Origin of the sequence: Burkholderia stagnalis (assembly GCF_902830275.1) — a bacterium.
Taxonomy (GTDB): domain Bacteria; phylum Pseudomonadota; class Gammaproteobacteria; order Burkholderiales; family Burkholderiaceae; genus Burkholderia; species Burkholderia stagnalis.
Window position 1 is genome coordinate 33730 of the sequence record NZ_CADESW010000017.1, and the last position, 25212, is coordinate 58941.

The 25212-nt window shown below is 71.7% G+C and carries 16 protein-coding genes; 6 read left to right on the top strand and 10 right to left on the bottom strand.

Features of this window, described 5'->3' with window-relative positions:
* The first annotated feature begins 6 nt into the window (after positions 1 to 6).
* From HWY45_RS25710 to HWY45_RS25735, 6 genes are all read left to right on the top strand, one after another.
* Positions 7 to 405: a winged helix-turn-helix domain-containing protein gene (locus HWY45_RS25710; protein WP_059563030.1), complete on the top strand. Its 399-nt coding sequence runs from the start codon at positions 7 to 9 to the stop codon at positions 403 to 405.
* A gap of 34 nt (positions 406 to 439) precedes the next feature.
* Positions 440 to 943: an ATP-binding cassette domain-containing protein gene (locus HWY45_RS25715; protein ID WP_230947023.1), complete on the top strand. Its 504-nt coding sequence runs from the start codon at positions 440 to 442 to the stop codon at positions 941 to 943.
* A gap of 189 nt (positions 944 to 1132) precedes the next feature.
* Entirely contained in the window at positions 1133 to 2299 is a 1167-nt protein-coding gene (sctQ, locus tag HWY45_RS25720; protein ID WP_059880057.1) for a type III secretion system cytoplasmic ring protein SctQ, read from the top strand.
* A 3-nt stretch (positions 2300 to 2302) separates the two neighbouring features.
* Positions 2303 to 2977 (top strand): type III secretion system export apparatus subunit SctR, encoded by a 675-nt coding sequence (gene sctR / locus HWY45_RS25725; protein ID WP_059563033.1) that lies wholly within the window; start codon positions 2303 to 2305, stop codon positions 2975 to 2977.
* Positions 2974 to 3738 (top strand): lytic transglycosylase domain-containing protein, encoded by a 765-nt coding sequence (locus HWY45_RS25730; protein WP_059880060.1) that lies wholly within the window; start codon positions 2974 to 2976, stop codon positions 3736 to 3738. Before sctR ends, HWY45_RS25730 begins: the two co-directional genes overlap by 4 nt.
* Before the next feature lie 183 nt (positions 3739 to 3921).
* On the top strand, positions 3922 to 15747 hold the full coding sequence (locus HWY45_RS25735; RefSeq protein ID WP_059880063.1) for an LWXIA domain-containing protein: 11826 nt from the start codon (positions 3922 to 3924) through the stop codon (positions 15745 to 15747).
* Between the two features lie 69 nt (positions 15748 to 15816).
* Here the strand turns inward: HWY45_RS25735 and asnB are convergent, their stop codons facing one another.
* From asnB to HWY45_RS25785, 10 genes are all read right to left on the bottom strand, one after another.
* The gene (asnB, locus tag HWY45_RS25740) at positions 15817 to 17784 is read right to left on the bottom strand and encodes an asparagine synthase (glutamine-hydrolyzing) (protein WP_059880202.1); all 1968 of its coding nucleotides are present in this window, start codon (positions 17782 to 17784) and stop codon (positions 15817 to 15819) included.
* Positions 17785 to 18112: 328 nt separating this feature from the next.
* Positions 18113 to 19144: an EscU/YscU/HrcU family type III secretion system export apparatus switch protein gene (locus HWY45_RS25745; protein ID WP_059880066.1), complete on the bottom strand. Its 1032-nt coding sequence runs from the start codon at positions 19142 to 19144 to the stop codon at positions 18113 to 18115.
* Positions 19145 to 19154: 10 nt separating this feature from the next.
* Entirely contained in the window at positions 19155 to 19964 is an 810-nt protein-coding gene (sctT, locus tag HWY45_RS25750) for a type III secretion system export apparatus subunit SctT (protein WP_059880069.1), read from the bottom strand.
* Positions 19958 to 20770: a hypothetical protein gene (locus HWY45_RS36965; protein ID WP_230947024.1), complete on the bottom strand. Its 813-nt coding sequence runs from the start codon at positions 20768 to 20770 to the stop codon at positions 19958 to 19960. The genes sctT and HWY45_RS36965 overlap by 7 nt, the downstream gene beginning before the upstream one ends.
* Positions 20763 to 22160 (bottom strand): type III secretion system ATPase SctN, encoded by a 1398-nt coding sequence (gene sctN / locus HWY45_RS25760; protein ID WP_059880072.1) that lies wholly within the window; start codon positions 22158 to 22160, stop codon positions 20763 to 20765. Before sctN ends, HWY45_RS36965 begins: the two co-directional genes overlap by 8 nt.
* Positions 22157 to 22786: a type III secretion system stator protein SctL gene (sctL, locus tag HWY45_RS25765; RefSeq protein ID WP_059880075.1), complete on the bottom strand. Its 630-nt coding sequence runs from the start codon at positions 22784 to 22786 to the stop codon at positions 22157 to 22159. Before sctL ends, sctN begins: the two co-directional genes overlap by 4 nt.
* On the bottom strand, positions 22768 to 23502 hold the full coding sequence (locus tag HWY45_RS25770; RefSeq protein ID WP_059880078.1) for a SctK family type III secretion system sorting platform protein: 735 nt from the start codon (positions 23500 to 23502) through the stop codon (positions 22768 to 22770). The genes sctL and HWY45_RS25770 overlap by 19 nt, the downstream gene beginning before the upstream one ends.
* Positions 23499 to 24368, bottom strand: a complete 870-nt coding sequence (sctJ, locus tag HWY45_RS25775; RefSeq protein WP_059880082.1) for a type III secretion system inner membrane ring lipoprotein SctJ — start codon at positions 24366 to 24368, stop codon at positions 23499 to 23501. Before sctJ ends, HWY45_RS25770 begins: the two co-directional genes overlap by 4 nt.
* A 55-nt stretch (positions 24369 to 24423) precedes the next feature.
* The gene (locus tag HWY45_RS25780) at positions 24424 to 24909 is read right to left on the bottom strand and encodes a hypothetical protein (protein ID WP_059880084.1); all 486 of its coding nucleotides are present in this window, start codon (positions 24907 to 24909) and stop codon (positions 24424 to 24426) included.
* A 91-nt stretch (positions 24910 to 25000) separates the two neighbouring features.
* Positions 25001 to 25210: a hypothetical protein gene (locus HWY45_RS25785; RefSeq protein WP_026043875.1), complete on the bottom strand. Its 210-nt coding sequence runs from the start codon at positions 25208 to 25210 to the stop codon at positions 25001 to 25003.
* Between the last annotated feature and the right edge of the window lie 2 nt (positions 25211 to 25212).

The window sequence follows — 25212 nt, forward strand, 5'->3', positions numbered from 1 at the left end:
GCCACCATGGATTGCAAATACCTGTACATCGACAACATAAAAATCAACTTCGTGCGCCGCACGATCGAGATCGACGACCAGGTCATCGACGTCACGCCGCGCGAATTCGACGTCGTCGAATTCCTGCTCGACAACATGAACAAGATCGTGCCACGCCAGGCGATCCAGGAAGCGGTCTGGGGCCGCGAGCTCGCCGTCGCGTCGCGCACGCTCGACACGCACATCTCGCGAATCCGCTCGAAGCTGCGCCTCGACCACGACAAGAACCTGCGGATCATCCCGATCTACGCGGTCGGCTACCGCCTCGTGCTGTTCGGCGCGGCGATGACGCATGTCGAGCGCCACGAGCCGGCGCCGGTCGTGCGCGCCGGCGCGTATCGCGAAATGGCGGCCGAGTTCGTCTGAGCGCCACTGCCGGCCGCCGGGCAACCCGGCGGCCGTGCCGCGGCCCTTTTGCGGCCCTTTTGCGGCCCTTTTCGACGGCGTCGACCTCGCGGACATCGACCGCGCGGACTGGTACGGCGCGATCGCGGTGATGCCGCAGGACGTCGTGCTGCTGAACGAAAGCCTCGAGGACAACATCCTGCTCGGCCGGCCGCGCGACGCGCAGCGCCTGCGCGACGCCGCCATGAAGGCGTCGATCCTGCCGTTCATCGACGCGCTGCCGGACGGCTTCCGCACGACCATCGGCGAGCGCGGCCTGAAACTCTCCGGCGGCGAGCGCCAGCGCATCGCGATCGCCCGCGCGCTGTACGGCAATCCGGCGCTCCTGTTCCTCGACGAAGCCAGCTCGGCGCTCGACGAAGCGACGGAGCGCGACATCATGGAGCACGTGCGGCTGCTCGTCGGCGACGTCACGGTGCTCGCGATCACGCACCGCCGCACGGTGATCGAGGCGACGGACAACGTCGTCGTGCTGGGCGACGCCAGCATTCCGGCATAGCGCCCGCCGCCCGCTTCGTAAATCCCCGCCATCCCCGCCGCGCCGCCCGCCGCGCGACTACGGATTCCCGCGCGGCAGGCCGCCGCGCCCGTCCCTACAATCGACGCAGCGCCGCGCACCACTCGCACCACGTCGCGCCGCCTCCGATCAACCCCACGTCCCGTACGCCGAATTCGCCCTGATCCCGCCGTGCATGCGCTGTCCCTGACGAATGCCGACGCCGGCGACGCCGCGGATCGGGCCTCGCCTGATGCCCCCGCGCCGGCCGCCGCCCCCCGGGCGGTGGCCGCGCTCGACGCGTCGCCGCACCTGCCGCGCCTGTCCGCCGCCGCCGCGCGCGGGCTGTCGCACGCGTACGGCGCGCCGGCCGCCGTGCCGCTCACGCTCGGCGAGCACGCGTACGACGCGCGCTGGCGCGTCGACGCCGAACCGGCCGCCGATGCGCATGCGTACCGCTTCGTCGTCGGCCCCGCGACGGGCACGCTGTGGATCGACCCGCTCGCCGAAACCGAATGGCTCGGCGAGGCGGCCGACCCGGCGGTGCCGGCCGTGATCCGCGCGGCGCTGCTCGCCGACCTGTGCGCGCCGCTCGCCGCGGCGCTGCAGGCCGCGACCCGCCAGCGCGTCGAGCTGCTGCCGCCGCCTGCGTCGCCGCCCGCGTGGCGCGCGACGCCGTCCGCGCTGCGCTTCGAGCTGCGCCGCGCGGACGGCGGCTGGCGCTGCCACGGCGCGCTGCTGTTCGACGCGCCGGACGCGCTCGCGGTGTTCTTCGCCGAGCCGCCCGCCGCGCGGCCGGACGCGCAGGCCGCGTACGCGGCGCTGCCGGTGCCGCTCGTGTTCGAGATCGGCTGTACCGCGCTGACCACGGCGGAGCTGGCCGACGTGGTGGCCGGCGACATCATCGCGATCGAGCACTGGCGCGCGCAGGACCAGAACCTGCTGTGCGTCGCGCGGCTGCCGTCCGCGCCTGCCTGGGAGATCACCGGGCGGCCGTCCGGCAACCGGCTGACCGTCGAACGAATCAGGGAGATGCCCTTGGAACCGACCCGCACCGACACCCCGCCCGCAACCTCGCCCGCGCCCGTCGCCGACGCGCCGCCGGGCGCCGCGCCGCGCCCGCTCGACGGGCTCGCGGTGGACCTGCGCTTCGAGCTGCCGCCGACGTCGATGCCGCTCGGCGAACTCGGCACGCTGCAGCCGGGCGCGGTGATCGAGCTGCAGCAGGGCATCAACCAGAGCGTGATCCACCTCGTCGCGAACGGCATGCTGATCGGCACCGGCCACCTGATCGCGGTCGGCCAGAAGCTCGGCGTGCGCGTCGTCACGCTCACCCAGCCCGCGCCGCGCGAGCGCTGACCGATGGGCAACCTGCCGAATCCCGTCGCGCTGATCGCGGTGATCGCCGCGCTCGGCATCGCGCCGTTCGCCGCGCTGATGGTGACGAGCTACACGAAGCTCGTGGTCGTGCTCGGCCTGCTGCGCTCCGCGCTCGGCATCCAGCAGGTGCCGCCGAACCTCGTGCTGAACGGCATCGCGCTGATCCTGTCGCTGTTCATCATGGCGCCGGTGGGAATGGCGATCCGCGATGCGCTGCAGCAGCGCCATTTCGATGCGTCGGGGCAGTTGTCGACCGCGGACGTCGGCGCGCTCGCCGATGCCGCGCTGCCGCCGATCAAGGATTTCCTGGTGTCGCACACGCGCCAGCGCGACCGCGAGTTCTTCGTGCGCACCGCGACGTCGGTGTGGCCGAAGAACCGCGCGGAAGGCATCAAGGACGACGACCTGCTCGTGCTGGTGCCGAGCTTCACGCTCGCCGAGCTGACGAAGGCGTTCCAGATCGGCTTCGTGATCTACATCGTGTTCATCGTCGTCGACCTGCTGGTCGCGAACATCCTGCTCGCGCTCGGCATGCAGATGATCTCGCCGACGACGATCTCGGTGCCGTTCAAACTGCTGCTGTTCGTCGCGCTCGACGGTTGGGCGATGCTCGTGCACGGGCTCGTGCTGTCGTACCGGGTGGCGGGCGCGGGATGAACGCGCGCCGCCTGCGAACATTCGTCGCGTGCCTGTGCGCGCTGGCCCTGCTCGCGTGCCTGCCGCCGCGCGTCGCGCAGGCAGCCGGCGGCGGCGCCGCTTTCGCGCAACTGGCGCGCGCCTGCGCGCCGAACGTCGATCCCGCGACGCTCGCCGCGCTCGTGCGCACCGAGTCGGGCTTCAATCCGTATGCGATCGGCGTGGTCGGCGGTCATCTGCAACGCCAGCCCCGCTCGCTCGACGAGGCGCGGGCGACCACGCGCGCGCTTGCCGCGCGCGGGTTCAGCTACAGCGTCGGGCTCGCGCAGGTCAACGACCGTAACTTCGCGAAAGTCGGGCTCGACGACGCGACGATGTTCGAGCCATGCCGCAACCTGCGCGCGGGCGGCGCGATCCTGACCGAATGCTTCGCGCGCTCGAGCGGCACGGGAAGGCCCGCTCAGGCCGCGTTGCAGGCGGCGCTGTCGTGCTACTACAGCGGCAATTTCACAACGGGCTTCTCGAGCGGCTACGTGAGCCGCGTCGTCGCGAGCGCGCGCAGCAATGCGCGCGAAGGCGGCCTCGGGCCGATTCCGGTCGTGCGCGATGCGCCGCCGCCCGAGCGGGCGCGCCCCATCGTCGCCGCCGCTGCTGCCGCGCCGCCCGACCGCGCACGGCGATCGGACGCGCCATCGTGCGGCGCACACCCGGTCGTGATGATGTGCCGCGGCTTGCCGGCCGCGGACGCGCGGCGGCTCTGCGTGCGCTGCCTCGATCGGTAGCGGCGTCGAAACAACCCACGCGCATCTCGTAGCCCGCCACCCGCCCGCGCGCCGCGCGCATCACCCCGCTACGAAACCGCCGCCGCCCGGCCAGCGCGGCCCTTCGTACACTCGAAGCGGCGGCTGGCTCAGCGCCGAATCGCGCGCATCCGCGCGCGGCGGCGGGTCTGACGGGAGATTGACATGCTGGACATCGACGGCGTCGGGATGGGCGTCAACTGGATGGCTTTCCTCGAGCGCACGCTTGAGGCCGAGCGCGCGACGGCCGCGAGCGAGGCCGCGCAGCAGACGAGCGACCCGTCGAAGCAGCAGGTCGACACCACCCCGCCCCCGCCGCCGATCGCGGTGCAGGTGAGCCCCGACAGCGATCCGTCGAAGCCGACCAATGCCGAGATCGCGTCCGCGACATCGCTGATCCAGCGCCTCGCCGAGCAATATCGCCCGACGACGCCCGACATCACCGTCGACGATCCGCTCACGAAGGCCGCGCAAACCGCGATCCAGGGCGCGCAGACGAAATACGACACCGCGCTGAAGGACGAGCACGACAAGCAGGCCGCGCTCACGACCGCGCAGAACGATACGCAGGCGACGCAGGGCACGGTCGACCAGGCCCGCACCGCCTACGACCAGGCGCACGCGGCCACCGCGAAGGCGGAGAAGGAACTCGACGTCACCACCGACGCCGGCTACATGATCGCGTACGCGCAACAGGCGAAGCACGACGAGGCCGCGCTCGACCCGAACCAGGCCGGCTCCGCGCAGGCCGACGCGAACGCGGCGCTCGACAAGCTGAAGGCGGCCGTGCCGGGCATCGGCGACGACCCGACGCAGGCGTCGCAGGCAAACTGGACGCCGCAGCAGAAGCAGGCCTACGACACCTGGCAGCACGCGGACGCGAAGCTATCCGAAGCAAAGGCGCGCCACAACGCCGACGTCGCGAACTCGAACCTCGCGCTCGCGCAGCTTCAGTCGTACGCGTCGAACGGCGACTATGCGGACGCGATGGACGTCGGCATCGGCCGCGTGAACGACCAGCTCGCGCCGCTCGACCGCGTGATCGACGCGCCCGACAAGCTGAAGCCGGAAGACGCGCAGGCGAACCTCAAAAGCGCCGCCGACGACGCGAACTATGCGAACGCGTGCCTGAACGCCGCCGCCGACGCGTCGAAGGTCGCGGACATCCAGATCACCTGCAACGCGGTGTCGGGCAAGTACGGCCCGACCGTGATGAACACGACCGTCGCCGCGCAGCAGGACCTGCTGGACCACGCGCAGGCGAGCGCGCGCGTGAGCGGCGGCTACCTGCAGATGCTGTACGCGAACCGGCAGGTCGCGGACCTGCAGACGAAGTACGACGCCGCGCAGAAGGCATCGACGCAGTGGCATCACGACAACCCGGGCGCGATGATCAAGGATCCGCAGGTCGACCTCGATCTCGGCGACGCGTACGCGCAACTGTCGAAAGCGAAGGACGGCGCGAGTCTCGCGCACGACGGCTACGTCGCCGCATACGGCAACGCGCTCGCAATCCACTACGACGACGTCGCGGCCGGCGTGCAGAACCAGTACGACCACCGCACGATGTGCGTCGCGAACGATCCGACGCCGCTGGCGATCAAGGGCATCAAGACCATCGCGTCCGCGCTGCACCAGGCGGACGACCGGATGACCGCGACCGTCAACGAGCGCGCGACGAAGCAGGCGCTGGTCGACGCGCAGGCGAAGCAGTCGCAGCTGAAGGGCCAGGTGGACGACCTGCAGAAGCAGTACGACGCCTGGAACCGCGATCACGGCATCGGCACGACGCCGAGCCTGCTGTCGGTGTCGAAGCCGCAGGGCACGCCCGCCAATATCCCGCTGACCGCGCCGGTGCCGTTCGTCGTGAATCCGTATGCGCAGCAGTTGTCGAACGCGCGCACGCAGCTCGACCAGGCGAACAAGAACGTCCAGCAGACGCAGCTGCTGAGCGAAACGCTGCACCAGCAGGTGCTGTTCAACGAATTCGACGCGCACCTCGACGAGCGGCTGCGCAACGCCAAGACCGAAGCCGACCAGAAGGACTACGCGAAGGCGCTGTCCGATTTCTTCGGCGCGCACCGCGGCGAGCTGTCGCAATCGCTGCTCGACAAGGCCGGCGAGGCGACGCAGCATGGCGCGACGATCGATTTCGGCAAGCTCGACGACACGCGGCAGCGCAACCTCGTCGGCATCGCGATCGGCCTGTCGCCGGACAGCGCGAGCGACGATCCGCACGCCGCGCAGTTCAGCGATCAAAAGAAGCTCGACTCGATCGACAAGGTGCGCCACGAGCTGCTGAAGGTCGGCGGCGGCGCGTCGACGCGCGTGAACGTGATGCCGATCGTCTACGCGTCGAAGGACGCGGGGCTGATGACGAGCGCGATCTTCAAGGTGACGAACGCGAGCGGCGACACGCATTACGTCGACGACCAGGGTTCGAAATACTCGAGCATCGGCAACTTCATCGACGACAACGAGCTGTCGTCGGACGGCACGCTCGACATCGCGACCGGCTACGACGCGAACGGCGCCGCGCAGATCGACCGCCACAACACCGCGCACGACGACAGCTGGTGGGAAAGCGTGATGCACACGCTCGGCGCGGGCGACGTGAACCTCGGCATGCTGGTCGGCGGGCTCGCGCTCGAAGTGGCCGGCGGCCTGCTCGACGCGACGGTGTTCGGCGCGCCGCTCGGCATCGCGCTCAATGCGGCCGGCGCGGGGCTGATGTACACGTCCGCGGCGGCGGCCGTCGTGAACTCGGGCTACGACCTCGGCAACCGCATGTATCACGACCGCACGATCAGCCCGTTCGACGCCGGCGCACGCGCGGACTACATCAACCTCGTGCCGCTCGGCATCGGCGGGGCCGGCAAGGCGCTGACGCTCGCGAGCCGCACGACCACGGCCGCGCGGGTCGTCACGCGCGCCGGCGGCGATGCGGCGAAGTTCGCGTCGCGCGTCGAAACCGGCACGCGCTTCGCGACCAAGGCCGCCGCATACGGCGGCGCGGCCGATGCGGCCGGCCAGTTCAGCTACGATCTCGCGACCGGCCACACCGAACGGCTCGCGAGCGATGCGACGTCGTTCCTGCTCAACGCCGGCCTCGCGGCCGGCCCGCAGCAGATCAAGGCGCTGTCGACCGGCATCGTGCGCCGCACCGGCAGCTTCGGCGCGCGCGACCTCGGCAACCGCGCGGTGTCGATCGGCGACCAGCGCGTGACGATCGGCCAGGACAAGTACGCGGCCGCCAGCACGCTGCGGGTCGGCCGCCAGCAGGCCACGTTCGACGGCAAGACGATCACCGTCGCGAAGGACGGCACGCTGATGGCCGGCAACAAGATCCTCACCTACAAAGGCGTGCCGATCCGCGCGCTGAACCGCGGCAACGACGTCAATACCGGCGCGCGCGGCAGGACCGAATCGACCGCGTTCCTCGACCGGGACGGCACGATCACGATCGGCGAGCGCGTGAAGGGCCTGGTGCGCACGCGTTTCGACGAGACCGCGACGGACGCGCGCATCACGGCCGACGAGCATGGCGGGCTCAGCCTGTCCGACGGCATCCAGCTCAAGTACGCGCACGAGATCGCGCCGCCCCGCCCGGCCGCGACACCGGTCGCGCCGCCGCAGGACGATCAGCAACGGCAGCCGCCCGGCGACGCGCATGCGAACCGCGTGAACCCGGCCGCGCCGAGCGAGCGCGACGCCGCGCCCGCGAGCGGCGAGCCGGCGGCCGCCAGCTCGCGCGCCACGTCGCAGGCCCGCCGCAGCACCGCCGACGTGCGCGAGCGCGCGGCCGAGAACGACCAGGATGCGCGGCGCGCATCGCGCGCGGACCGCCGCAGCGGCGACGCGCGCACGCTCCAGTACCGGCGCGTCGCCGATCCGGCCGAGGCCGGCGCGGGCGGCGCGCTGAAGCCGCTGACGTTCCGCCAGCGCGTCGCATGGACGATCCTCAACGCGATGGACGCGTCGCCGCTGTCCGCCGGTTTCGTCGCGCGCGAAGCCGGCGTGTCGACGGTGACGAACCGGCCGCTCGTCGAGACGCACGAACACGGCGGCCGCAAGCTGTACGTCGTGCGCAACGACCGGGCCGGCGGCACGTTCGCAACCCGGGACGGCGTGCCGATGAGCGGGCACGAACTCGCGCTCGACGCGCGCTACGCGTTCCGCGCGCCGGCCGACATCGCGGAGCCGATCGTGCTGATCGGCAAGCATGCCGACGAAACGCTCGCGTCCGAGCTCGCGAACGTGTGGAACCGGCCGGTGTACGTCGCGCCGCGCGGCGCGCTCGCGGCCGATGGCACGCTGCATGCGACCAGCGGCTACCTGCGCTTCGATCCCGCGCCGCACCCCGACGTCGATCTCGGCCCGCTGCATGCGGACGGCAACGCCGTGTTCCATGCGGGCACCGGCAAGCCGGTCGACCTCGACGAGCATCTCGGCGCGCTGATCGGCTTCGGCAACGAGAAAGGCGGCTTCGCGCTCGGCCGCGGCGCGGTGGTCGGCCTGTACGAGGATGCGTTCAGCTCGCGCACCGCGCAGCGCGGCGCCGCGCTCGGCGAACAACGGGGCCTCGCGCTGCTGCGGCGCCGGTTCGACCTGCCGACCGTGTCGATGGAGGGCCCGTTCTCGCATGCGAACCGCGTCGCGGTGCTGTACCAGCCGCGCGGCGCGCTGCATACGCATGACGTCGAGCACGGCGTGCTGCCGAAGACGCTGAAGGCCGACACGCTCGACCAGCTGCGCGCGCTGAAGACGCTGATCGCCGAGAAGCAGCTGTACTTCGACGTGCAGGGCGTCTATCACGACGGCCGCCTGCTGATCACGGACCCGGGGCGCATCGAGATCGGCAACGACGGCTACCGGGGCGCACACGACCGGGTCGACGACCAGTTGCGGCTTCTGGAGAGCGGCGTCGAACGCGGCGATATCCAGCTCGCGCATCCGGAAACGACCGAGACCGCGCCGACCGCCGACAAGCCGGGCCTCGTCGCGCGGCTGCAGATGCGTTTCGGCGGCGCACCGCTGCCGAACGAGGTCAGCGCGCTCGCGCAGCAGTCGGGCACGCTCGCGCAGCAGCTGCGGATGCTCGACGACAACGGCTGGCGCGTGCGCGTCGGCAAGCGCGGCGGCGGCAGCCGGATCGACGCGAAGAAGAAGCGCGTGACGCTCGACGGCGCGCTCGGCCACCCCGGCTCGATGACGTACACGCTCGCGCACGAGGCGAAGCATGCGGTCGAGGCGATCGACGGCTCGCTCGGGCTCGACTACAGCGGCCGGCGCCGCTTCACGCGCAAGGCGCTCGAAGCCGAGGCGCGCGCGCAGCTCAACGCGTTCGAGGCGCGCTACGAGATCCGGATGGCGAGCGGCGTGGACATCGCCGCGCACGTGAAGCTGCCCGACGCGATCCAGGAAGTCGCCGACAACTGGCGGCCGTCGCACGACTACGCGGGCACCGTCGCGACGCTCGCCGATGCGTTCGCGCACGCGCCGGTGTCCGGCGCGGGCGGCAAGACCTACGACGCGTTCTACGGCGACGCGTTCGAGCGCGGCGCGGCAAGGGCCGGCCGCACGATGCCCGCGCCGCAGGAGACGCAAGCCGGCGGCGACGGGCCGCGCTCGATGCGCGAAATCCAGGCGCAGCGCGCCGCGTGGTCGCGCGCGAACGTCGAGCGCAACGCGTCGCCGTTCGGCGCGGGCGACGCGCCGTCGCTCGATGCGCTGTCGCTCGAACGACGCCATCGCCTGTCGCTCGACCCGCGCAACAAGCTCGTGGTGTTCCATGCCGACACGCTGCACGACGGCACGCTGCTCGGCCCCGACGGGACGCCGGTCGATCCGCACGGCTTCACGCTGCTCAATCATCCGCCGCCGGGCACCGAACACACGTTGATCCTGTCGGCCCGGCACGCGAACGAAGGCGCGGCCGCGCAGCTCGCGAACCTGTGGCAGCGCCCCGTCTACGCGCCGCACCCCGACGCCGTGGGCGACGCCGGTGCGCTGACCAGCCTGTCCGGCATGAACCGCTACGTGCCGGCCGCCTACCGCCAGCCGTCGCTCGGCGAATTGTCGGTCGACCCCGTGCGCGGCCGCCTCTATGTCGACGATCCCGCGCGGCCCGTCGATCCGGCGGATTTTCTCGGGCCGGTGCTCGGCTCGGGGGCTTTCAAGACCGTGTTCGACGGCGGAACCGGACAGGCGATCGGCGTATTCCGCGACGAATCGCTGGACGGCATCGTCGAGGCGGCCACGTTGCTGGCCGACGAGCAAGGCGGGCTCGCGACGCTGCGCGACGTCTACAAGCTGCCGGTCAGCACCGCGGACGGTCCGTTCACGGCGGTGAACCGCGTCGGCGTCGTGCTCAAGCCGCACGCGCAGCTCAGCAGCGTCGACGTCGAGTTCGGTTTCGGCCTGCCGGGCGTGGTGTCGCACAAGGGCCTCGCCGATCTCGCGCGGATGCGCCGCATCGCCGAAGCGCACGGGCTGCATTTCGACTTCCAGGTGCTGTTCGGCCGCAACGGCGACGTGCTGCTGCATGATCCCGGTCCGGTGATGCCGGAGTCCGTCGAAGTGGGCGACGTGCTCGCGCGGATCGACGACGTCGCCGCGAAAATCCACTACGGGCTCGCGACCGGCCGCATCCGCCTCGCCCACCCGGCGATGGCCGAGCAAGGCGCGTACGCGCCACGGCGCGGCATCATCGACCGGGTCGTCACGGCCTTCCGCGGCGTCGTGCTGAAGATGCAAGCGCATGCGCTCGCGCGGCTGTCGCCGACGCTGATGGAACAGATGCGGATCGCGAAAAGCGACGGCTGGAAGGTGAAGCTCGGCGCGCGCGGCGCAGGCCAGTACGTCGACGCCGAGCGGCGCGTGATCGTGCTCGACGGCAACACGCGCCACGCGGGCACACTCGTGTTCGCGCTCGCGCACGAGGCGCAGCACAGTACCGAGATATCGACCGGCACGCTCGGCCTCGATCATTCGAGCCACGAAGCCTACGTGAACAGTCTGCTGCTCGCCGAGGCGCGCGCGCAGCGGAACGCGGCCCGCGTGCGCGCGGAGATCCTCGACGCCGGCGGCGGCGACATCGCCGCGCACGTGACGCTGCCGGACGGGCTCGCGCGGGCCGCGCAGCACGCATACGAAAGCGGCGACCCGGCCGCGCTGCAGGCGCTCGCGGAGCGCTTCGGCGACACCCGCACGTCGCTGCCGGGCCATCCGACCTACCGCGTGCTGTACGCGCAACAGGCGCGCGCGCTGACCGGCGACGCGCGGCTGCCGAAGCTGGCCGCGCCGGGCTCGGCGGGGCGTACGCCCGGCGCGTCCGGCAGGCCCCGCGGCGGCGGCGCACGCGAACGCGCGCTGATGACGCGCGCGCGCAAATGGCTCGACGAACGCGGGCTGCGCACGCTCACGCGCATCGAGGGCGGGCATCTGCCGGCGCTGCGCGACCTGGTCCGCGAGACCGGCCGCGGCGCGCACGTGCTGATCGCGCGCGCCGGCACGCCGGCCGCCGACGCGCCGCCCCGGTTCATCGCCACGGCGGAAGTGGATGCGCACGGCGCCATCGCGCTGAAGATCATCGACCCGTCGCTCACGCGCGAAGAACGGCAGGCGCTCGAAGAGGCGCTGTCGCTCGAGCACGACGCGGACCCGTCCGGCGACGCGGCCGCCGCGCGGCGCGCGTTCGATTTCTACAAGTCGCCGGTGCCGCTCGACGAACTGCAGCAGCTCGGCGGCCCGTCGAAGCTCGAGCAGGCCGACGGCGGCGACGCGGTCGAATTCGCCCGCACCGGCCCCATCGACGCCGCGCTCGCGGCCGCGATCGACGCGCTCGGCTCGGCAAGGCACTACGCAAACGCGAACAAGGCAATCGCCGGCGCGAGCCACGCCGACACGATCTACGCGGTCGACCGCAAGACCGGCGACGTGCTCGGTCACGCGACGTACGACCGCGCCAGCGGCGCGTGGCACTATCAGGAAAAGGCGCCGCTCGAACGCACGAAGGTGGTCGAGCGCGCGCTGCCCGATGCGTTCCAGCGCCGCGTGAACACGCGCGTGCGGCCGCGCGGGCCGAAGCGCCGGATTCCGCTGTCCCGCGCGCGACAGCGCGGCGTCGATTTCGTCGCCACGCGCGTCGAGCCCGACATGATCGCGCGCATCGGCCGCTTCGATCCGGTCAAGGCGCCGAAGACGGAGAAGGCCGACGCGTTGCCGTCCCGCTTCCGCTGGCGCTACGCCAGCCAGACGTCGATCGCGATGACGCTCGACGCCGGCCACCGCGTCGCGCTGCTGCTGCGCGCCCGCACGGCGGCGCTGCTGCGGCGGCAAGGCGCGCAAGCGGCCGTCCAGACCGGCACGCAGCCGGGCGCGCTGCCGGCAGGTGCGGCGGCGGCGCATGCGCGGAATGCACCGGCAACGCAGGGCGGCCCCTCGTCGACGTCGACGCCCCTGCACGACGCGCTCGTCGCCGCGCACCTGCTGCCGTCCGGCCCCGGGCACGCGCTCGACTTCAGCGGCCACAACGCGGTGCACCTGCTGGCGATCGCCGAGCAAGGCGGCCTGTCGCCCGACACGCACCGCGTCTACGTGTACCTGACCGACGATCCGATCGCGCACGGGCTCGACGCGCCCAACGGCGTGCTCGTGCCCGGCGACGACGGCAAGCTGGCCTGGCACGACGACTGGCGCGACACGAGCGGCCCGGGCGTGCCGCTCGACGCGTCGCCGATCGGCGGCGGGCCGTATGGCGCGAACGTCCACCTGCTGCTCACCGAGCTGCCGCCCGACGGCCTGGCCACGTACGCGCCCGGCACCCGGCTGCGGGCGCTGAACGATCGCGTCGAGCGCCTGACGAACCTGCAGGACACGTCGCGCCGCAGCTGGGTCAAGACGCTGCGCGACTGGGCAAAGCAGGAAAAAAACAAGGCCATCGGCGAACGCGACACCCTGCAGGCACAGATCGACCGCGACATCGCGGCGGCTCGCACCGCGAACCAGCCGCCGCCGGCGCATCCGGAGCTCGAGATCAAGCCCTACCAGCCGGCGCTCGTCAGTTCCACGCTCGTCGAATGGAAACAACGCTACGGCGACGGCGGCATGCCCGACCCGCTCGCCCATGTCGCGCGGCTCAAGGCATTCATCGAACGAGAAGGCAACACGCGCGCGGGCCCCCTCGAACTGCAGGACACCACGGGCGACGCGCCGCCGCCCGCGCTGATGGCCGACGCGCAGGCGTGGCGCTGGCTCGGCAAGTGGCTGCACGTCGCGCGCGACTACACGGCAGGCGGCGCGCGCTTCGCGCCGGTGCCGCCGTGGAAAGGCCTGAATCGCAAGCTGAGCGCGGCCGTGGCGATCGATCGGAAGATCCTGCGCGCGTTCTTCAAGTCGAGCCGCGACGTGCAGGATCGCGTCGTGCTGATGAGCCGCGCCTACCGGCTGTCGGACGATCCGCAGGCATTTCTCGCCGAGCTGCGGCGCAGCGGCGCCGCGCGGGCGGTCGTCTCGATCGTCGTCGATCCGCACACGCTCGCGGCCGCGCAGGGCAAGAAGCACGACCCGGCCCTCGTCCGCGACGTGAAGGCGGTGGGCGACCCGAGCCGCGCCCAGATGGACTACGCCACCGCGACGATCACCGGCGAGAACGGCCGCGTCGTGCAGCTGGACGACCTGACCGAGCAGAACCTGCACGCATGGCTCGACGCGGCGGCCGAAGGCGGCTTCGTGCTGCGGCTCGAAACGGCGCCCGGGCGCGCGCTCGTGTCGCGTGACGACCAGCGCTACCAGGCCGGCACCAACGACCAGTACCACGACTACGAGCGGCTCGCGTCGATGCTCGAGACGTGGGCCAAACGGCATCCGGGCAAGACCGCGCCGCACGTGATGGTGACGTTCCACGGCTGGGACGCGGTGCCCGAACCGGTGCCGGGCGCCGGCCACGTCACGCTCGTGAACAGGCTGCTCGACCGGCCGACGCTGAAATGGGTGCACGTCGGGCTGTCGTACGCGACGCACGGCTCGGATTTCATCGCGAACCAGGAACTGACGACCGCGCTCGCGAAGATGCTCGTCAAGCGCGCGCGCAACGGCGACGCGTTCGAGCGGATCCACGGCGCCGATGCGCTGACCCGCGTGTTCGAGCGCATCGAACCCGACAAGCTGTTCGAACAGCACCAGATGCTGCTCGCCGAGATCGACCGGATCGGCCGCGAGAAAGGCATGACGCCAAAGGAGATCGACACGCTCGTCAGCCGCCTGTACGAAGGCAACACGACGAAGCTGCTGAACCGCGCGCGCCATGCGGTCGCCGGCTACGTAACACGGGCCTGGGAAGCCGATCCGGCACACGCGCCGTCGCGGAAATCGAAGGCCCGGCGCTTCACCGAAGCGTGGCAGAAGGACATCGGCAGCAAGCTCGACCGCCCGCAGCAGCTCAAGACGCTCGGCAAGATCAAGTTCAAGGCCGCAAAGCGGCCCGACTGGCGCGAGATCGTGCAGTTGCCCGAACTGCTGGTCGACGAGACCAAGCCGCTCAGCGACGCCCGCCTCGTCGGCGCGCAGGCGGGCCGGACGACCCCGGCCACCCGCAATGCGCCGCCGCCGACGCCGCTGACGCCCGAACAGGCCGCGCTCGCGGAACTGAACGCGCTGCGGCTGCAGCGGGCGGGCGGCCTGCGCAGCTGGCTCACGTGGCCGAACGCCGTGTCGCTGATGGCCGGCGTCGCCGCCGGCGTCGGCGTCGGCGCCGCCCGGCACTACTTCGGCGTACAGGCGACGTCGTTCAAGCAGACGAACACGTCCCTGTTCGTCGGCGCGCGCACCGGCCGCCTCGTACAGGCGCTGCACCAGGATTCGGTGCGCGCGCTGCAGGGCGGCGACCCGCGGCTGTTCCGGCGCGTGATCGATCGCTTCGTGCGCACGCTCAACGGCCAGCTCGACGCACACCAGATGGACGAGGCGTCGCGCGGCGCGTCGCTCGCGCTGCTCGCGAACGAAGCGCGCGTCAAGGTCGACCGGCTGATCGCGCAGCACGACAAAGGGCAGATCACAGCGGAGGACGCCGTCGCGTATACGAAGCTGATCGCGAACGACATGATCGCGCAGATGCAGGGGGTGCTCGGCGGCACGTCGATCCAGCAGATGCACCAGGGCAACCCGCGCCGCTTCTTCGGCAAGCTCGGCCGCTCGGCGGCGCTCGCCGGCTACGTCGGCATCGGGGAGACGGCGGTGCAAAGCTTCCTGAACAGCCATACACCGGCGTCGGCGCTCGGCGCGGTGGGTGCGCTGCTCGGCGTCGCGTACACCAGCGCCGTCCATCTCGGCGCGATGCGCAACCTGTCGATCGAGCGCCGCAGCCAGACCGTGCGCTTCATCGACGCGGCGTCCGACGTCGTGTCGGTCGCGGGCGGCTATGCGGGCGTGTTTCTCGGCTCGGCCGCGGCGATCCATACGAACCTGCCGCTCGCGATCTCGGGGGCGACGTCGGCGACGCTGCTCGGGCTCGCGCGCGCCGACACGCATTTCCCGAACCTGACGAAGTCGCTCACCGGCCGCATCCCGACCGCGATCGTGCTCGTGCCGATCGCGATCTATGTCGGCAATGCGATCTACACCGAGTTCGACGACAAGCACCGCACGCCGTCGAAATCGAACGTCGTGCCGCCGGGCGGCACACCGTCGCCCCCGCCGTCGGCGAGCCCATCGGCGAGTCCGTCCGCCACACCCTCGGCGGCACCCTCGCCCGCGCCGGCTTCGACGCAGCCGCCGCGCTACTTCGTCGTGGACGGGGATTCGCTGTGGGTGATCGCCGACCGGCACCGCGACACGCTGCTCGACGCCGCGCAGGTATCGCGCGCCGACCAGCAGAAGATGTCGCGTGGCGAGCAGGACGCGGCCGCGTTGCGCGAAATCCTGCAGCTCAATCCGAACGCGGCGGCCGATCCGCAGCACCTGACGATCGGCATGCCGCTGGTCGTGGGCTGATGCGGGGATGCGGCGCGGCAGCGGCATGCGCCGCCCGCCGCGCCCGCAGGGCGACCAATGCGCGCGGCCTCACGCCGCCCGCTGCGCCTCCAGCCAGGCCTGGAACATCAGCACCGTCCACAGCTGGTGCTGCCAGTTCATCCGGCCGGTCTGGTGCTGCCGCCACAGGCGCTCGACCGCCGCCGCGTCGAAGAAGCCCTCCTCGCGCAGCCGCGCGGGATGCAGCAGCGCCTCGGCCCAGTCGCGCAGCGAGCCGCGCAGCCAGTGGTCGATCGGCGCGCAGAAGCCCTGCTTCGGCCGGTCGATCAGCGACGCCGGCACGTACGCATCGAGCAGGCGGCGCAGCAGCACCTTCGACTGGCCGTCGGGCAGCCGGATCTCCGCGGGCAGCCGCCACGCGAACTCGACGACGTGATGGTCGAGGAACGGCATCCGCGTTTCGAGGCTGACGGCCATCGCCGCGCGGTCGACCTTCGTGAGGATGTCGGTCGGCAGGTACGTGAGCGTGTCGATCGCCATCGCCTGCTCGGCGAAGCTCAGGTGCGCCGGCCACGCGCTCGCGGTGTCGAGCGGCGTCGGCGGCTCCTGCCCCGCGAGCGCGATGCGCTCGGGGTGATGCACCGCCGACATCAGCAGCCGGTACAGCCCGATGCGGCTGTCGGCCGTCATCACGTGGCCGAGCTTGTGCAGCCGGTCGCCGATGCGCGCCGGCGCGTCGCGCGCCTCCGCGCCGCCCCACGCGCCCTGCGCGACGGCCGCGAGCTGGTCCGCGTGATCGGGCCGCAGCGCATGCAGCGCAGCCGCGATCCGCGCGCGCACGGCCGCCGGCACGCGATGCAGCTTGCGCCACAGGCGCGGCGTCAGGAAATAGCGCGTATAGCCGCCGAACAGCTCGTCGCCGCCGTCGCCGGACAGGCTCACCTTCACGTGCCGGCGCGTCAGCTCCGACACGAGGAAGGTCGGGATCTGCGACGCGTCGGAAAACGGCTCGTCGTAGATCGACGGCAGCTTCGGCACGGCCGCGAGCGCGTGGTCCGCGGTCACGTACAGCTCGGTGTGCCGCGTGCCGAGATGGCGCGCGACCGCCTTCGCATAGCCGGCCTCGTCGTAGCCGGCCTCGTGGAAGCCGATCGTGAACGTGTCGACCGGCGTCGCCGACTGCGCCTGCATCAGCGCGACGATCGCCGACGAATCGATGCCGCCCGACAGGAACGCGCCGAGCGGCACGTCCGCCTCCATCTGCCGCGCGACGGCCCGGCGCAGCACCGCGTCGAGCTGGTCGACCGCCTCCCGCGCATTGCCGTCGAACGGCTCGTCGCGCCCCGCCTCGATTGCGTGCTCGAGCGTCCAGTACGCCCGCGCGCGCGGCGTGTCGCGCGCATGCTCGAACTGCATGAACGTGCCGGGCGGCAGCTTGCGGATGCCGCGATAGATCGTGTACGGCGCGGGCACGCTCGACTGCCGCAGGTACAGGCACAGCGCGTCGCGGTCGATCTCGCCGTCGAAGCCCGGGTAGCGGCGCAGCGCCTTCAGCTCGGACGCGAACACCAGCGCGTCGCCGATCCGGCCGTAATAGAGCGGCTTCTCGCCGATCCGGTCGCGCGCGAGCGTCAGCACGCGCGATTCGCGATTCCACAGCGCGATCGCGAACATCCCGGTCGCGCGCTTCAGCGTGGCCTCGATGCCCCAGGCGGCGATCGCCGCGAGCAGCACTTCGCTGTCGGAGTGGCCGCGCCAGGTGGGCGCGCGGCCGGCGCGCTCGAGCTCGTCGCGCAGCGCGCGGTGGTTGTAGATTTCGCCGTTGAAGACGAGGACGTAGCGCCCGCATGCGGACGCCATCGGCTGCCGGCCATGCACCGACAGGTCGACGATCGCGAGCCGCCGGTGGCCGAGCGCGATGCCGGCTTGCGCGTCGAGCCAGATCCCCTGGCCGTCGGGCCCGCGATGCGCGAGGCTTGCCGTCATCCGCGCGAGGGTCGCGCGCGCAGTCTCCTCTTCGAAGGCGACGCTAGTCAGAAAGCCGTCGATTCCGCACATGTTCTTGCCTGTCTGTTGTCCGATCCCGTCGCGCACGGCGCCCGGCGCCTTGCCGCACGCCATCGGGCGCGACGGTCGGGCCATGTTACGAAGAAATAAATCGTCAATAATTCGCGGCCCTACGGAGTGACCCTCTAAAAAAATTGGTGTCAAGCGCCGGCAGAAAATCGGCGCTGAAAAGGGTCGCATCGAATGACGCGGCGCACGGGCCGCAACGCATACGGACGCCGAAACGAAGCGGAATACCGCTGCGCAAAGGGAAACATTGGTAGCAATCCGAAACCAGTTTCGGCAATAGATATGACGATTGCGGCGCCACCGGCAACGATCAGTTCGTGCCGGTCGCCCACTTCAGCAGCGCCGCCACCTCGCGAAAATGCTGCGCGGGAATCGTGCCGTTTTCCGGGGTGGTGTCGTACAGCGCCTGCGCGAGGCCGACGTTCGCGAGCGTCGGGCGCAGCGCGTCGCGCGCGAGCTTCACGATCCGCTCGGCCGCCTCGCCCTCGCCGCGCGCGAGCACCCACGGCAGCGAGCCGAGCCCGCCGTAGTACAGCGCGACCGCGACGCGCGGCGAATACACGACGACCGACGCGAAGTCGATGCGGTCCTGCAGCGACGCGTACTGCAGCTCGCGCGCGAGCTGCCGGCGCTTCGCCTGGATGTGCGGATCGCCCTGGTCTTCCTTGTGCTCGCGGCGCACCTCGTCGATCGACATCTTCATCTTCCGGTTGAATTCGTGGCGCTGGTGGACGATGTCGATGATCGCCATCACGATGTAGATCAGCGCAGCCCAGCCGAACAGCAGCATCAGCAGCTTCACGATCAGCGCGAGGATCGACATCGGCCGCGTGAAGCCGGACTGCACCGACGGATCGAGCGACTCGACGATCAGCCAGCCGAGCGTCGCGACGAGCAGCGTCGTCTTCAGCAGCATCTTCGCGAGATTGACGAGGTTGCGCAGCGACACCATGTTCTTCAGCCCCTCGGCAGGGTTCAGCCGCGACAGCTGCGGCACGAGGCGGCTCCACGCCATCACGCCGCCCACCTGCACGAAGCCCGCGAGCAGCGCGAGCACGAGGCCCGCGCCGGCGATCTGCGCCGACAGCGTCATCCAGTCCCGCGCGGCGCCCGCGACGAGCGCCGCGAGCCGCGCGCCGGGGTCGGCCGCGCCGATCGCGTCGAACACGCTGCGAAACAGCGCCTGCAGCCGCGCGAACAGCGCGCCGAGCCCGACCGCGAGCGCCGCGCACGCGCCGACGAAGAACGCGGTCGACACCGTCTCCGCGCTCTTGGGAACATCGCCTTTCTCGCGCGCCTCGCGCAGGCGCTTCTCGGTGGGCTGCTGGTTCTTTTCGGCCATGCGCGCGCCGTCAGGTCACGCCGGGCGGCGCGAACAGCGCGCGCAGCAGCGCCATCAATCCGCTGTCGGGGCTCAGCAGCGCATGCAGCGACGCGTAGACGACCGGCAGGAACAGCACCATCATCAGCATCGCGAGCGCGCTCTTCACCGGCTGCGCGAACACGAAGATGTTCAGCTGCGGCACCGCGCGCCCGACGAGGCCGATGCCGAGCTCGACGAGCACCAGCACGATCACGACCGGCGCCGACAGCTTCACCATCCAGTCGAAGATCGTGTCGGTCTGACGCACCACGAAGGTCTGCAGCATCGACGAGAAATCCGGGCCGAGCGAGCCGATCGGCCACCACGCGTACGACTGCGCGAACAGTTGCACGAGCACCTGCAGCCCGCCCGCGGTGACGAACAGCGCGATCGCGACGAAATTCAGGAAGCCTGACGTCGGGCCGCCCTCGTGCCCGCCCATCGGGTCGAAGAACGCGGCGCTGCCGCTGCCGGTCTGGAAATCGATCAGGTAGCCGACGCCCTGGATCGCGAACAGCACCGCGCTGAACGCGCCCGCGAGCAGCATGCCGACCACCGCCTCCTTCGCGACCAGCAGGCACCACATCAGGAACGGCAGCGCGGCGACCTGCGCGGGGTCGATCACCGGCGCGACGAATGCGGCGATCACGACCGCGATCCCGTTGCGCACGAGCCCCGTGATGATCTGCTCGTTGAACACCGGCACGACGAACATGATCGGCAGCAGGCGCGGCATCACGTACAGCAGCGGCCGCAGCGTGCCGGCGATGTCGTTGAAACCCGTCGCGTGGTCTAGCATCGGCGCTCCGCGGCGGGGGCGGGCGGGAGCTCGTCCGATGCGACGGCGCGGGCGCGGCGGCCCTCGGCGTGATCGCGGCGGCCGGGTTCGCCGGCGGCGATGCGCTCCCCGCCGGACCACGCGACGCCCGCGGCATGCTGGCCGGCGCCATCGGTGTCGACGTCGTCACCGCGGCCCTGTGCGGTTACGGTGACGGGTACGTTTGCGTGTCCCGCCCCATCCGACGAATCGCCAGCGGCGGCCTCGCCCGCCATCTCCGCATCGAACACGGCGGCGAGCGCCGCATCGGCATCGCCGCCCATCCCTTTCGCCCACGCACCCGCCGTCGCGAAGCGCCGCATCGCGACGTCGTCGGCGACGTCGTCGGCTTCGCGCTCGACGCGCGCGGCGCGCGCCTGCAGCGCCTTCTCGCCGGCCTTGTCGAGCTTGTCCTCGGCGGCCTTCGCCTTGCGCGCGGCGCGCTGCAGGTCGGCGAGTTCCGCTTCGTGGCCGCGATGCACGCTGGCCGCCTCGCGCACCGAATGGTTCGCGGTGCCGATATGCCAATCGAACGTACGCGTGTCGGCCGCCGCGTTCTGCAGCGCCCGCGCTTCGCGCGCATCATCCGCGAGCCGGGTCTGCACCGCCGCTTTCGCGGCGACGTGCTGCGCGAGCCGCGCATGCGCCGCATCGAGCGTGCGGCGGCTCTGCGCGGCGACGCCCTGCTGGCGCGCGGCCGCCACGCGCGCGAGCTGGCTGCGCATCTCCCGCACGCGCTTCAGGCGCGCAAGCGTCGCAAGCACCGCGCGGTCGTCGGCTTCAGACATGGTCGTTCGCCAGCTTCGTCAGGCGTGCGAGCAACGCGTCGAAGCGCACGTCCTCGTGCGACGCCTGCGCGCAGAACGCGGCGATCGCGTCGCGCGCGCGCAGCGCGAGATCGCCGAGCCGGTCGCTGCCCTCGCGATATTCGCCGATCTGCACCAGCAGCTCGATCTCCTGGTACTTCGCGATCAGCTCGCGCACGCGCGCGGCCGCCTGCTGGTGCGCGCGGCTCGCGACGAGCGGCATCACGCGCGACAGGCTCGCGAGCACGTCGATCGCCGGATAGCGGTTCGCGAGCGCGATCTTGCGCGACAGCACGATATGGCCGTCGAGGATCGAGCGCACTTCCTCGGCGATCGGGTCGGATTCCTCGTCGCCTTCGACGAGCACCGTGTACAGCGCGGTGATCGACCCGCGCGCGCCCTGCCCCGCGCGTTCGAGCAGGCGCGGCAGCACCGCGAACGTCGACGGCGGGAAGCTGCGCCGCGTCGGCGGCTCGCCGCTCGCGAGCCCGACCTCGCGCTGCGCGCGCGCGAAGCGCGTCAGCGAATCGACGAGCAGCAGCACGCGCTGGCCCGCGTCGCGGAAATGCTCGGCGATCGCGGTCGCGACGAGCGCGGATTTCACGCGCTCCATCGCGGGGCGGTCCGACGTCGACACCACGACGATCGAACGCGCGCGCACCTCCGGCGACAGGCTGTGCTCGATGAATTCGCGCACCTCGCGGCCGCGCTCGCCCACCAGCGCGATCACGTTGACGTCCACCTGCGCGCCGCGCGCGATCATCCCGAGCAGCGTGCTCTTGCCGACGCCCGACGGCGCGAAGATGCCCACCCGTTGCCCGACGCCGAGCGTCATCAGCCCGTCGATCACGCGCACGCCGGTTGCGAACGGCGTGTCGATCATCTGCCGCGCGAGCGGGTTCGGCGGATCCTGCTGCGTCGACGCCCACGCGGCGCCCGCCACCGGCCCGCGGCCATCGAGCGGCCGGCCGAGCCCGTCGAGCACGCGGCCGAACAGGCCGTCGCCGACCGCGAACACGTGCTCGCGGCCCGACGGCACGACGGTGGTTTCCGGCGACAGCCCGGCGACGTCGCCGAGCGGCGTGAGCAGCGTCGTCTGCCGCGAGAAGCCGACCACTTCCGCGAGCAGCGTCGGCTGGTTCGGCGTGCGCAGCTCGCAGATCTCGCCGAGCCGTGCGCGGATGCCGGTCGCGTTGAGGATCTGCCCGACCGCATGGTTCACGCGGCCCTGCACCGACACCGGCGAGAAGAACGCGAGCCCCGCGTCGAGCTCGTCGACGAGGCGGCCGCGGTCGAACGGCGCGGCGTCGACGTCGGCGTCGTCGTGGTCCTGGCCGATCGGCACGCCGGCCGCGTCGAACGGCGCGCTCATCGCGCGGCGCCCTTCAGCGCGTCGCGGCGGATCGCCTGCCGCAGCGCGTCGATCTGCAGGTCGAGGCTCGCATCGATGCGCCCCGACGGCGTCTCGACCGTGCACGCATGGCGCTCGAGCTGCGCATCCTCGACGATACGGATCTTCTGCCGCGCCGACTGCGCCGCGAACGCGCCCGCGAGCGCATCCCGCATCTCGGCCTCGCGGCCCGGCGCGACGCGCACCGTCAGGAACGGCTCGTCGCGCACGAGCGGCACGATCCGCGCGAGCGCGGCCTCGTACAGCTTCTGCGTGCTCGTCTCGCCGACGATCACGCGCACCGCCTTCACGACGATGTCGGCCATCGCATCCTTCATCGATTCCATCGTACGCGCGGCGGCGAGCGACTGCGCATACGCGTGCGCGGCCGCCTCGCGCTGCGCGCGCCGCATCCCTTCGTCGTAGCCGGCCGCTTGCCGCTTGTCGAACTCGCGCTGCGCATCGGCGACGATGCGCGCCGCCTCCTCGTGCGCGGTCGCGATCACCGCGGACGCATCGAGCAGCGCCGCGTATTCGCGCTCCTTGAGCACCTTGCGCTCCGACAACAGCTGCAGGTTGTCGCTCGTGATCAGAAAAGCCAGTCCCATGACGCGAGCCTCTCGGGAATCAGAAACAGGAACAGCAGTTCGCCGAACTGGTCGCGCTGCGCGCGGTTCAGCCAGTATGGCGCCTCGTCGTCGATCGCGCGGTTGAACTTCAATCGCACGCGCCGCGCGACCGCATCGCCCGACGCGCCGATGAAATCCGCGAGCAGCCGGCCGCCGCGCGCGCGGATCGCCGCGGGCAGCGCCGCCGGCTCGCCGCGCCACGGCTCGAGCGTCTCCGCGAGCGCGTCGAAGGCCGGCGCGCGTTCGAGCGCGAGGTCGAGCGCATCGCCGCCGAACTTCGCGGCGATTTCCGCGCGGATCCGCCGCACCGGCAGCGCGTCGCGCAGCCACGCGCGATGCAGCAGCAGGCCCGCATACGACGCGAGCTGTTCGAGCGCCGCGCCGGGCAGCAGCGCGAGCCGCGCGCACGGGTTCGCGGCGTCGAAGTCGTGCCGCTGCGCGACGCCGTGCGCGTCGAGCAGGTGGCGCGCGACGAGCTTCCGCCCGGCCGCGCCGAACGCGTCCGGCGAGCGGTAGCGCGCGGGCCAGTCGGCCGGCACGCGCGTCACGTGCAGGTAGCGGTCGGGCCGCAGGTTGAAGTCGCAGACGAGCCCGTAGAACGCGCCGCGCCGCGCGGCGGGCGGCGGCGCGAGCGGCTGCAGCCAGGGCAGCGGCGCGGCATCGCCCGCCGCGTGCGGCGCGTGCGGATCGCTCATGCGCCGTCGCGCGCGCCGTCCGGCGTGCGCAGCGTGCCGCCGCCGGCCGGCGGGTTGGCGCCGCGCGCCGCGCCGACGAGGCCCGCGAGCCGCGCGCCGAACATCCCGCGCCGCGCGGCCGACAGCGCGATCACCGCGCAGGTCAGCAGGATCAGCGCGAACACGAGCCAGCCGAGCGGCGAGCGCAGCCGCACGATGTCGGTCAGCGCGCCGGCGATCCCGTCGACCCGCGCCGCGCGCTCGGCGGCCGGCTGCAGGAACAGCGACACGTTGTCGTACTGCAGCCCCTCGATGCTGTGCGCCACGAGATCCTTGACCATCGGCGCCATCGCGCGCAGGTCGATGCCGGGCCGGTAGCGGATGTAGACCGCGGCCGACGACGGCCGGATCTTGTCCGCGAGCGGGTCGTTCTCGGGGATCACGACCTGCACGCGCGCGACCACCACGCCCTCGATGTCCTGCAGCGTGCGCGACAGGTCCTGCGACACGCCGTACAGGTAGCGCACGCGCTCCTCGGCCGGCGTCGAGACGAGCCCCTGCTTCTGGAACAGCTCGCCGAGGCTCGCGTAGCTCGGCTTCGGCAGCCCGTTCGCGCGCAGCACGCCGAGCGCCGCGTGCAGGTCGCCGTCCGCCACGCTCACCTGCCACGCGCTGCGGTCCGACGCATCGCGCGCGTCGTTGTCCTTCGCCGCGCTGATGCCCGCATCGCCGAGCACCGCGATCATCTGGTTCGCATCGACCTCGGTGAGGCCGGAGTACAGCTCCTTCTGGCAGCCGGCGAGCAGCACGAGCATGCCCGCGAGCAGCGCGCGCGCCGCCCGGCTGCGCCACGCGGCAGCGCGCGGCGTCGAATCGATCGTCGTCATCGTTTGTCCGCGTTCCCGGCGCGCGCCGCCTCGCGGCCACGCGCGCCCCTGTGCGTCACTCCTGCGTCTTCAGCACGGTGTGCGTGAAGCCGTTCGCCGCCTGCGCGACCGACAGGCTCAACTGGTATTCCGAAATCGTGGTGGTCGCCGTCCACTGGAAATCCATCGCCTTCACCATCGTCATCAGCGGGTCGCTGCGGTTGTCCGCCATCGACGTCAGCATCTCGGTGCGATGCCTGTCGATGTTCGCGTACCGCGCGTCGAGGTCGTTGCCGTACGTGCGCAAACGCTCGACGAGCGACGACGCGTTCGCCTGGGCCGGCGTCATCCGCACCGCCGGCGCCGCATCGGGCCGCACCTGCGCGGCGCGCGCCGACGCGCCCGACGCATGGGCGGCCGATGCATCCGCCGCCGGCGCGCCCGGCTGCATCAGCGCGTCGAACTGCCGGACCTGCGCCGGGTCGGACGCCGCGCCCGCCTGCTGCTGCGCGCCGCTCGCGAGCGCGGCCGCGCCCGGCGCGCCTACGCCTGTCACTGACATGATCTGTCCTCCTTGCTGCGGGTCGTGTCCATCCGTGCCGACCGGTCCGCAACCGGCCGCGCCGCCTGCGCGGCACGGCCGGCGGCCGGCGTCATGCGCGGCCGGCGGAACTCAGGTGTTGCGCAACCTGGGCGTTCGCCGTCCCCTCCTGCGCGGTCACCGCGTTGCTGGTTTCGAACGTCGCCGTCGACTGCTGCACCTGGAAGTTGATCTTCGTCAGCTCCAGCTGCGTCTTGGTCAGGTCGTCCGCCTGCTTCTGGACATCGCCCGTATTCGTCACACCGCCTGTCGAGCCACCCATGT